The 8,556-nt window shown below is 66.5% G+C and carries 10 protein-coding genes; 3 read left to right on the top strand and 7 right to left on the bottom strand.

Translation table 11 applies throughout. The features are described 5' to 3' along the window. Positions 1–13: 13 nt before the first annotated feature. Positions 14–247, bottom strand: coding sequence for a DUF6480 family protein (locus P2Q66_RS18505; RefSeq protein ID WP_275730487.1), 234 nt, complete (start codon positions 245–247; stop codon positions 14–16). A gap of 135 nt (positions 248–382) precedes the next feature. Here P2Q66_RS18505 and P2Q66_RS18510 point away from each other — a divergent pair, with 135 nt between their 5' ends. Further along, positions 383–841 carry a hypothetical protein gene (locus tag P2Q66_RS18510; RefSeq protein ID WP_275730479.1) on the top strand — a complete coding sequence of 153 codons (459 nt, stop codon included), beginning with the start codon at positions 383–385 and terminating at the stop codon, positions 839–841. A gap of 20 nt (positions 842–861) precedes the next feature. Here the strand turns inward: P2Q66_RS18510 and P2Q66_RS18515 are convergent, their stop codons facing one another. The 3 genes from P2Q66_RS18515 to P2Q66_RS18525 form a co-directional block, all read right to left on the bottom strand. After that, on the bottom strand, positions 862–1,674 hold the full coding sequence (locus tag P2Q66_RS18515; protein ID WP_275730480.1) for a glycerophosphodiester phosphodiesterase: 813 nt from the start codon (positions 1,672–1,674) through the stop codon (positions 862–864). Positions 1,675–1,743: 69 nt separating this feature from the next. After that, positions 1,744–1,992, bottom strand: a complete 249-nt coding sequence (locus P2Q66_RS18520) for a hypothetical protein (RefSeq protein ID WP_079596936.1) — start codon at positions 1,990–1,992, stop codon at positions 1,744–1,746. Between the two features lie 105 nt (positions 1,993–2,097). Then, a complete protein-coding gene (locus P2Q66_RS18525) occupies positions 2,098–2,916 on the bottom strand; it encodes an HAD family hydrolase (protein WP_275730481.1) in 819 nt (272 codons plus the stop codon). A 115-nt stretch (positions 2,917–3,031) separates the two neighbouring features. Here P2Q66_RS18525 and umuD point away from each other — a divergent pair, with 115 nt between their 5' ends. Next, positions 3,032–3,463 (top strand): translesion error-prone DNA polymerase V autoproteolytic subunit, encoded by a 432-nt coding sequence (gene umuD, locus P2Q66_RS18530; RefSeq protein ID WP_275730483.1) that lies wholly within the window; start codon positions 3,032–3,034, stop codon positions 3,461–3,463. Positions 3,464–3,499: 36 nt separating this feature from the next. Then, positions 3,500–4,798, top strand: coding sequence for a Y-family DNA polymerase (locus P2Q66_RS18535; RefSeq protein WP_275730485.1), 1,299 nt, complete (start codon positions 3,500–3,502; stop codon positions 4,796–4,798). Positions 4,799–4,838: 40 nt separating this feature from the next. Here P2Q66_RS18535 and P2Q66_RS18540 read toward each other — a convergent pair whose 3' ends face one another. The 3 genes from P2Q66_RS18540 to P2Q66_RS18550 form a co-directional block, all read right to left on the bottom strand. After that, positions 4,839–5,675 (bottom strand): alpha/beta hydrolase, encoded by an 837-nt coding sequence (locus tag P2Q66_RS18540; RefSeq protein WP_115525618.1) that lies wholly within the window; start codon positions 5,673–5,675, stop codon positions 4,839–4,841. 77 nt (positions 5,676–5,752) lie between these two features. After that, positions 5,753–6,712: a lipid kinase gene (locus tag P2Q66_RS18545; RefSeq protein ID WP_115525619.1), complete on the bottom strand. Its 960-nt coding sequence runs from the start codon at positions 6,710–6,712 to the stop codon at positions 5,753–5,755. Between the two features lie 179 nt (positions 6,713–6,891). Further along, positions 6,892–8,493, bottom strand: coding sequence for an APC family permease (locus P2Q66_RS18550; RefSeq protein WP_275730488.1), 1,602 nt, complete (start codon positions 8,491–8,493; stop codon positions 6,892–6,894). Between the last annotated feature and the right edge of the window lie 63 nt (positions 8,494–8,556).

An 8,556-nucleotide genomic window follows, 5' to 3' on the forward strand; every position in this document is an offset into this window, starting at 1 on the left:
GTGTTCGCGCGCCTTACTCGTCGTGGCCCTGGTCCCCGCTCATCTGGTCCTCGGCCGGCGGCGTCTCTCCGGGAGGCACTCCCCCGCCGGGCTCCAGGCCCGTGATGTTGCCTTCGGCGGGATCGGGGTTCGGGGTGCGGGCCGAATTCTCGCCTCCGCCGGTGCCGGTGCCCGTGTGGCCTGCCCGCGGTTCCTTGCCCGGCTGATCAGGGTTCGCGGGATCATTTTCCGGATGGTAGCTGCTCATCATGCGTGTCCTTTCCTGCCCGGCCGTGGTTCTTTGCCCCAGCTCTGGACTAATTGTAAGCATGCTGATAATTCTGGAAGGGAAGAGCGGGGCGGCCGCTGGGGCGCCCGGCATACGATGTCAGGAGGAGCAGTCATGGGAATCGGCGACAGCATCGGCAAGGCAGCAGAGAACGCCATGGAGGATCTGGCGGGAACATCCAAGCCCACGGAAAAGCTGAATGTTCCCGACCCCACGGACCCCAACGACGACGTGGAGGTCCACTCCTCCATCAGCGAAGGCTCCAACGCCATGGAGGCCGAAAAACAGAAAGCCCCGGGGCTCAAGACCGGCGCCGCACCCGGGCCGGTTTCCGAAAGTCCCTTTGGCGGGGATATAGACGAAACCAACAATGACAGGGCGGAAGCAGGGCGCGGAACGGGCGACGACGGCCTGGCAGGCGATGCGTCTGCGCCTATCGGCGGGACGGGGGCGGCAGGCAGCGGAGGTCCCAGTGGCGTAAAGGGCGGACTGCCGGACAGCAACCCGGACGAGCTGCGGGCCGACCCGACGGAAGGCGACCAGGACCCGTCCACCAGCACCGGCCGGGGTTAGAACCAGGCACGCACGGCGGATCAGGCGGTTGGCCCCGGCGGCCACCCGCCTTTTTCCGTGAGGACCTCCTTGAGCAGGTCCGCGCGGTCGGTGACGATCCCGTCGACGCCCATCTCCAGGAGGCGGCGCATCTCGGCGGGGTTGTTGATGGTCCAGACGTGGACCACCAGCCCCAGGGCATGCGCGCGCCGGACGGAGCCCGGCGTCACCACCCTGATGATCCCCCGGCGTACCGGAACCTGCAGCGCCTGCACGTCGCGCAGGATCCGGCGCATCAGCCACCGGAACACCGGGCCGGGAAGCACCGGGCCCAGCAGGGTGAAGAGGCCGCTGGACACAACGCCGGCAGAGGCGGCCACCGGACGGCTGAGCAGCTTCAGCACCGCCCGCCGTCGCCGGTCCGAGAAGCTTGTCACCAGCACCCGGTCATGCACGTGGTGGCGTTCGATGGCGGCCGCGGTGCTCTGCACCGAGTTCCAGTCCTTGACGTCCAGGTTGAGCCGGACGTCGGGCAGCCCGGCGATCAGCCCGTCGAAAGTAGGGATCGGTTCGCGGCCGCCGATCCGGAACTTCGCGACCTCAGCGGCGGGAAGATCTGAAACCTTGCCCCTGCCGTCGGTGACCCGGTCCAGGGTGTCGTCGTGGAAGAGGAGCAGCACGCCGTCGGAGGTGGTGTGTACGTCAGTTTCCACGTACCGGTAGCCAAGGCTTGCGGCGGCACGGAACGCAGCCATGGAATTCTCCAGGCCGTCCACGGAAAAGCCGCGGTGCGCCATCGCAATAGGCGTCTGGTTCCCGGCGGCGTCCGGGTTGGCGAAGAACGGCAGGGTCACAGTGCGAGCGTACCTGAGCGCCCTGCCGGCAGCAGTTCGCCCCAAGCACGGCGCCGGCGCCTGTTCCCGCTAGTCCTCGTGGGGCAGGATTTCGATGCCGTCGCCGCAGTGCAGCAGCGTGCGCCCGCGGCCGCCGTCGAGATTGATCCACACCACCGTGTTGTCAGGGGTGATGGCGTCCACCAGGCCGCCGGTCTCGAACCCCGGCGAGAGCAGGACGCGGACGCGGTCACCCTGCCGGAGCTTTTTCCAGTGCGGAGCGGGCGTCGCCCTGCGCAGCGGTGCTTCGGCGGTTTCGTGCTTGACGTTCTTTGCCATCTTTACCCCTTAGTCCAGCAGGAGAGGAGTCTGCTCTCCGGGCTCCACGCTACGGAGCCAAGATGAACGCCAGGTGAGCGCCAGCTGAGAATACGACGGCGGGAATCAGGCCTGCCGTGCACCCAGCGAAGCGAGCCGCGCCTCCAGGACCTGGGCCACGCCGTCGTCGTCAAAATGCGGTGCCCGCTGCCCGGCAGCCTCGATAGCCTCCGGGTGCCCGCTGGCCATGGCATAGCCGTGGCCGGCCCAGCGGAGCATTTCGATGTCGTTCGGCATGTCGCCGAACGCCACCACCTCGGAAGCGTCGATGCCCAGCGCCCGCGCGTACTCGGCCAGCGTGACCGCCTTGTTGACGCCGGGCAAGGACAGTTCGAGCATCGGGACGCCCGGGGAGGAGTGTGTGGCGGCGGCAAGATGCGCGACGGCGGGGCGCACCTCCGCGAGGAAATCGTCCGGCGTACCCTCGCGCACGATGGCGAGGAACTTCACTACGGAATCATCGGCAACAAGGGTCTCGGCGAGCGGCGCGGGGGTGAACTCGGACAGCAGCTCACTGGATTCGTTCTCGATGAAGCCGGGCTCGAGGTGGAAACCGGTCAGCGTTTCTGCCGCGAACAGGGCGGCAGGGCGCAGCTGCTTGATGATGCGGCGCAGTTCCAGGACGGCGTCGAGGGCGAGGGTGCGGGCGGAGACCAGCCGGTCGGCTTCGAGGTCCCAGACCACGGCGCCGTTGGAGCAGATCACGCGACCGGTGTGCCCCAGCTGGTCCTGCAGCGGGTGCAGCCAGCGCGGCGGACGGCCGGTCACAAAAACGAGTTCGACGCCGGCGTCCCGGCAGGCGTGGAAGGCGCGGACGGTGCGGTCACTGATTTTTCCGTCGTGTCCGAGGATCGTTCCGTCAATGTCGCTCGCTACCAACCGCATCCTGCCAGTCTACGTGGGATGCCGGGAGGGGTTCCCTTTCGCCGGGAGGGGGTCAATTGTCGGCGGCCGGCGCTACACTGAATGAATCGAACATATTTTCGAATAAGGGTGTGTTGTGGGCGTTATTGTCGGTCCCCGCGTGATAGATGCGGGCGCCTCGTTGTTCTCGGTGCTGGTCTCTCCGGTCGCAGTGGCGGCGGGCTTTCCTTCGCCCGCGCAGGATTACTTCGACGGCCGGATCGACCTGAACGCGCACCTGATCAAGGACATCACCAGCACGTTCGTGGTGCGGGTGACCGGGGACTCCATGGAAGGCGCCGGGATCAGCCACGGTGACGAGCTGATCGTCAACCGGGCCCTTGAGCCCAGGGACGGTTCCGTGGTGATTGCCGTGCTGGACGGCGAGCTGACCGTCAAGCGCCTGCGAATCACCCCAACCGGCGTGGTGCTCCAGGCGGAGAATCCGAAGTACCCGGACATCAAGGTCCCTGCCCTGTCCGAGCTCACCATCTGGGGCGTGGCCACGAGGTGCCTCCATCATGTGTGAAGGGTATGCGCCCGTTCGGCATGCCGGAGCAGGGCAATGACTAAGCCCGTCCTGATGCGCCGGATGCCGCAGATCGCCCATGTTGACGTGAACTGCTTCTACGCCTCGGCCGAGCGGGCGTTCGACCCCTCCCTGGAGGGCCGGCCGCTGGTGGTGCTGTCCAACAATGATGGATGCGCGGTGACGCGGTCCCCCGAGGCGAAGGCACTCGGCATCGCGACCGGCGAGCCCTGGTTCAAGCTCGCGCCGCGCGCCAAGGAGTGGGGGCTGGTGGCCAAATCGAGCAATTACGAGCTCTACGGGGACATCAGCGCCCGGGTCATGGAGCTGCTCGGCAGGCACTCCGCGTGGATGGAGGTCTACAGCATTGACGAGGCCTTCCTGGGCGTCAAAGGCGACCCGGACCAGCTGCTGACCCTTGGCCGGAATATCAAGGACGCCGTCCGCCGCCACGTCGGCGTGCCGGTGTGTGTGGGGATTGCCCCTACCAAGACGCTGGCCAAGCTGTGCAACAAGTGGGCCAAGAACAACGCGGCGTTCGGCGGGGTATGCCACTGGGACAGTGTCCCCTGGCCGCAGCGGGAGTCCCTGATGGAGCGGCTGTCCGTGGACGAGATCTGGGGCATCGCCGGCAGGCTCACCCGGCGCCTGAACGTGATGGGCATCTTCACGGTCCTGGACCTGGTCCGCGCCGATCCCGTGGTGATCCGGGACAAGTTCTCCGTGGTCCTGATGCGCACGGTCCTGGAGCTGCGGGGCACTCCCTGCATTCCCATGGAGGAAGAGCGCATCGGCCGGGACCAGCTGATCTTCTCCCGCTCCTTCGCCAAGCCGGTCACCACCGCAGCGGGACTGCGGCAGGTGCTGGGCATCTACGGCCAGCAGGCCAGTGCCAGGCTCTCGAAACACGGGCTGCAGGCAAAGGTCCTCACAGCGTTCGCCGCCACATCTCCTTTCCGCCAGCAGGAGCAGGCTTATCCGTCCGTCTGCGTTTCCCTCCCGATGCCGACGGCGGATCCGCTCCTGCTGACCCGGGCCGCGCATGCGCTGCTGCCCAACATCCGCGACGGCCTGCAGTACGCCAAAGCGGGGATCATGCTCACCGACCTGCGGCCCACCGGCAACCAGTCGCCGCTGGAACCGTTTGAGAACCGGCATGAAGAACGGGCCATCGGCCCGCTCCTCGAAGACGTGAGCCGGCGCTTTGGCCGCGGCTCCATCGGGCTGGGGCAGGCCGGCATCAAGACCGGGTTGGACTGGACCATGAAGCGCGACATGCAGTCACCGCGGTACACCACCCACTGGGACGAGCTCCCCCTGGTCAAAGCCGCCTGATCCGCGGTGCCGTAGCAGTGGAGGAACTACAGTGGCTCCTTCACCGGTCCGCCCAGCCGGATGGCGGCGGCGCATCGAGGAACGTGGTCACAACCTCGCGCACCAGGTCGGTCCGTGCGAGCCCGAAGAAGTGCGTGGTGCCGGGGAACACCGCGAGCTGCGACGCGGGCACACCCTCGAAGTCGCCGTTCACGTCTCCTCCGCGCAGTTGGAGGAATTTCACTGCGTGGTCGAGCTTGACCATGTCGCAGTCGCCCACCGTGAAGAGCGTCGGCGCCTGGATTCCGCGGATGTCGTCGTCGCTCCAGCCAGGCTCGCCCTCGCCGTAGTGTGCCAGCTTGTCCAGCAGGCCCTGCAGGTGCTCGCGGTCCGGATGCGGAGACACGGCAAGGTAGCGTTCCTCCATTGGAGTTCCCGCGATCATGTCCACCGTCATCTCCGCCACAGCTTCGGAGTTGCCGCCGCGGTCGCCCTCCGGCCGGAACGATACCGACGACACGATGAGCTTGCGCACAAGTTCCGGGTGCTTGATCGCGAGGTGCAGCGCCACCGCACCTCCGACGCTGAATCCGAAGACATCGACCTTGCCGACGGCGAGGTGCTCGAGAAGCCCGATGACATCGGAGGCCAGGTGGTGCGTGGCCAGTGGCCGGTCAATGTCGTTGGTGTGCCCGTGCCCCTGGAAGTCGGCGGCGATCACCAGGCGCCCGGCCGACAGGGCCGGGATCAGTGCGCCGAACTGCTGCTCAATGTCGAACAGCCCGCCGTGCAGGAGCAGCAGCGGGGTGCCGCCGTCGCCATGCAGCTCGTAATACATCCGGAGCCCGTTGACCGGCGCGTAACCGGTTGCGGGCTGGGCTGGCGTTGTATCGGTCATCTTCGAACCTCCTCGGGGCCCTGCGCCTGGTCGTGCAATCCTTGCACCGTGTGCACGCGCCCACCAGTGCTGATTCCTCAGGCGGACGGGGCCCCCGGCGCGTGCGGCCCGTCGAACATTGCGCTGTTGCTGGCCTGCGGCACGATGACGTGGACGGCGTTCCGCTGGATGGTGAAGTCCGTGGGCGTGACGGCCGCGATTTCGCCGTCGAGGTTCACGGGCATGGGCGGCTCGGTGACCAGGCGGACCCGCCGCGTGGTGAGGTGGTACACCCGGTCGTGTTCAATAAAGCTTCCGTTCCTGAGCAGGCGTGCGATCTTTACATGCTCACGGAACGGCGCTGCGAGGATTGCGTAGATGTCAAGGATGTGGTCGTCGATTCCCGCCGTCGGCGAGACCGTGTTGCCGCCGCCGTAATGCCTGCCGTTGCCGACGGCCACTTGCAGCAGGCCCTCGAGCTGCATCGGCTCGTGGTCCTCCTCCGGGAACTCAAGACGGGCGGAGAACGGTTCGTGCCGGGTATACGAACGCAGGGTGGCAATGCCGTACGCCAGCGGCCCGAGACGCCGCTTCAGGCCAGGGGTGAGAGCCTTGGTAACCCGCACGGACAGGCCGGCGGAAGCGACGTTGAGGAAGGGCTGCCCATTTGCCCTGCCGAGGTCGATGTCCACCACCTTCCCGCCTGCCACCGCAGCACATGCCTCGGCCAGATTGTTCGGGATCTCCAGCGTGCGTGCGAGGTCGTTGGCGGTGCCCAGCGGAAGAACACCCAGCACGACGCCGGTGCCGGCAACCCTGCCGGCGGCGTAGGAAACCGTCCCGTCACCGCCGCCCACCACCACCAGGTCATGACCGTCCGCAACCACCCGGTCGAGCGTCCCGGCCAGTTCGGCCCCCGAGTGGATGTGGTGCACGGCGGAGACCGGCACGCCCGCTTTTTGCAGGGCATGCACCGCCAGCTCCCTGGCAGCCGCCCCCCGGCGTGATCCGGCGTTGATCACCACGGCAGCAGAGCGGGCCTCTCGGGCAACCTTCATGTGGGCAATGGTAGGTGGATTACCTTGGGAAGTCCCTGCGGGACGGCCAGCAGCGGGGCGGTTTCCCCGGAACCGGCCATAACCAGCACTGACGGGCATCCTTTCGCAGGTTTCGCAAAGGGATGCCCGTCAGGACTGGCAGCGCGTCCGGGGTTGGACGATGCCAAGGGTGGGTAAGGCTACGGGTTGGAAACGGGTGCTGACACCAGCTGGGGCGCAGCTGGAGCATCCGGCCCGCTGACATCCGCAGCCGGGTGGGCGGGTGCGGCGTGTTCGGCCAGGACACCCGTCTGGTGCCTGATTTTCAGGCGGTACAGCAGGGCCCCGCCGCCGGCGACGGTGGCAACGAAGATCACTCCGCCCCACTGCAGGTACCACTCAAACGGGGGCACCGAGTTGTAGATCTCCGGGCGGGGCCAGATGAGGTTCAGGGTCATGGCGCCGCCCCACAGGACCGCGAGGATGTTCACGGGCAGCCCCCACTTGCCCAGGCTGAAGCCCGGCTCAGTGCCGTCATCCGCGAGCGGCCACTTTTTCTGGAACCGCTTGCGGAGCAGCGGAACGGTGACCAGCAGGTAGGACAGGTAGATCAGGACGATGCTGATGCTGGAAAGGATGGTGAAGATGGCGGGCTGGGAGACGTTGACGATCAGCGGAATGATGGCGATGAGTCCGATGACGATTGCCGCCACCGTGGGCGTCTTCCGCTCCGGGTGCACCTTGCTGAGCTGGCGGCTGAAGGGCAGGTTGTTGTCCCTGGCCATGGCGAACATCATGCGGATGGCGGCGGCGTGAACGGCCAGGGTGCAGACGATCACGGCCACCACGATGCACACCAGGAACGCCTTGCCGAAGGGGCCTCCCAGGACGGAGAGCACGATGTACTGCAGGCCGCCGTCGGCAGCGCCCAGCTTGGGGTCGCTGAGGTCGGGGGCGGCCAGGAGTCCGCCAAGGAGAATCAGGCCGCCGAGGATGAAGGACGCCGTAATGGCACGGAGGATGGCCTTGGGTGCGGTCTTTTTCGGGTCCTTCGTCTCCTCGCCGAGGGAACTGGCCGTGTCAAAGCCATACATCACGTAACCGGAGGCCATGGCCCCGATGAGGAACACCCCGAAGAAGCCAAGGTCGTGGTCCATGCCGTAGCCTTCGGTGCTGAAAAGGACTTCCGGCCCCCGCACCACATGCCAGCCAAGGGCCAGGATGAGGAGCACGGCTGCGGCTAGCTCCACGAAGACGCCGATGCTGTTGATCTTGGTCATCAGCTTCACGCCGAAGGCGTTGATGAGGGTGGAGATGGAGATCATGATGCTGGCGAGCAGCACGCCGTTGAGGGCGAAATCGTAGGTGCCGGTGCCGTCACCGATGATCTGGAAACCGGACCAGATCTGGGGCAGGGTGAGCTGCAGTGCAAGGGCCACGGCTCCGAGCGCCACGATCGAGGAGATGAGCAGCAGCCAGCCCGCCAGCCAGGCGAACGTCCCTGACGAGAGCCGCTTGGCCCAGTTGTACACCGAGCCGGCCACCGGATACCGTCCGGCGAGCTCGGCGAAGCAGAGCGCCACCATGAGCTGGCCGGCGAAGACGAGGGGCCAGGACCACGCGTAGGCGGGGCCGGCCATGGAAAAACCAAAGTAGAAAAGCTGGAACACGCCGGTGAGGATGGAAATGTAGCTGACTCCGGCCGCGAAACTGGCGAATTTGCCGATGCTGCGGTCCAGGGTCTGGGCATAGCCGAACTCGTCCATGCCGCTTGAATCAGTACTCTTGCTGGGTTCGAACATCTGAACTCCTATGTGGAAAAGCACGATGGTGATGACCCATGGCCGCCATTGGACACGGGTTAT

It is taken from the genome of Arthrobacter sp. Cr_A7, assembly GCF_029222765.1.
In the GTDB taxonomy this organism is placed as follows: Bacteria; Actinomycetota; Actinomycetes; order Actinomycetales; family Micrococcaceae; genus Arthrobacter.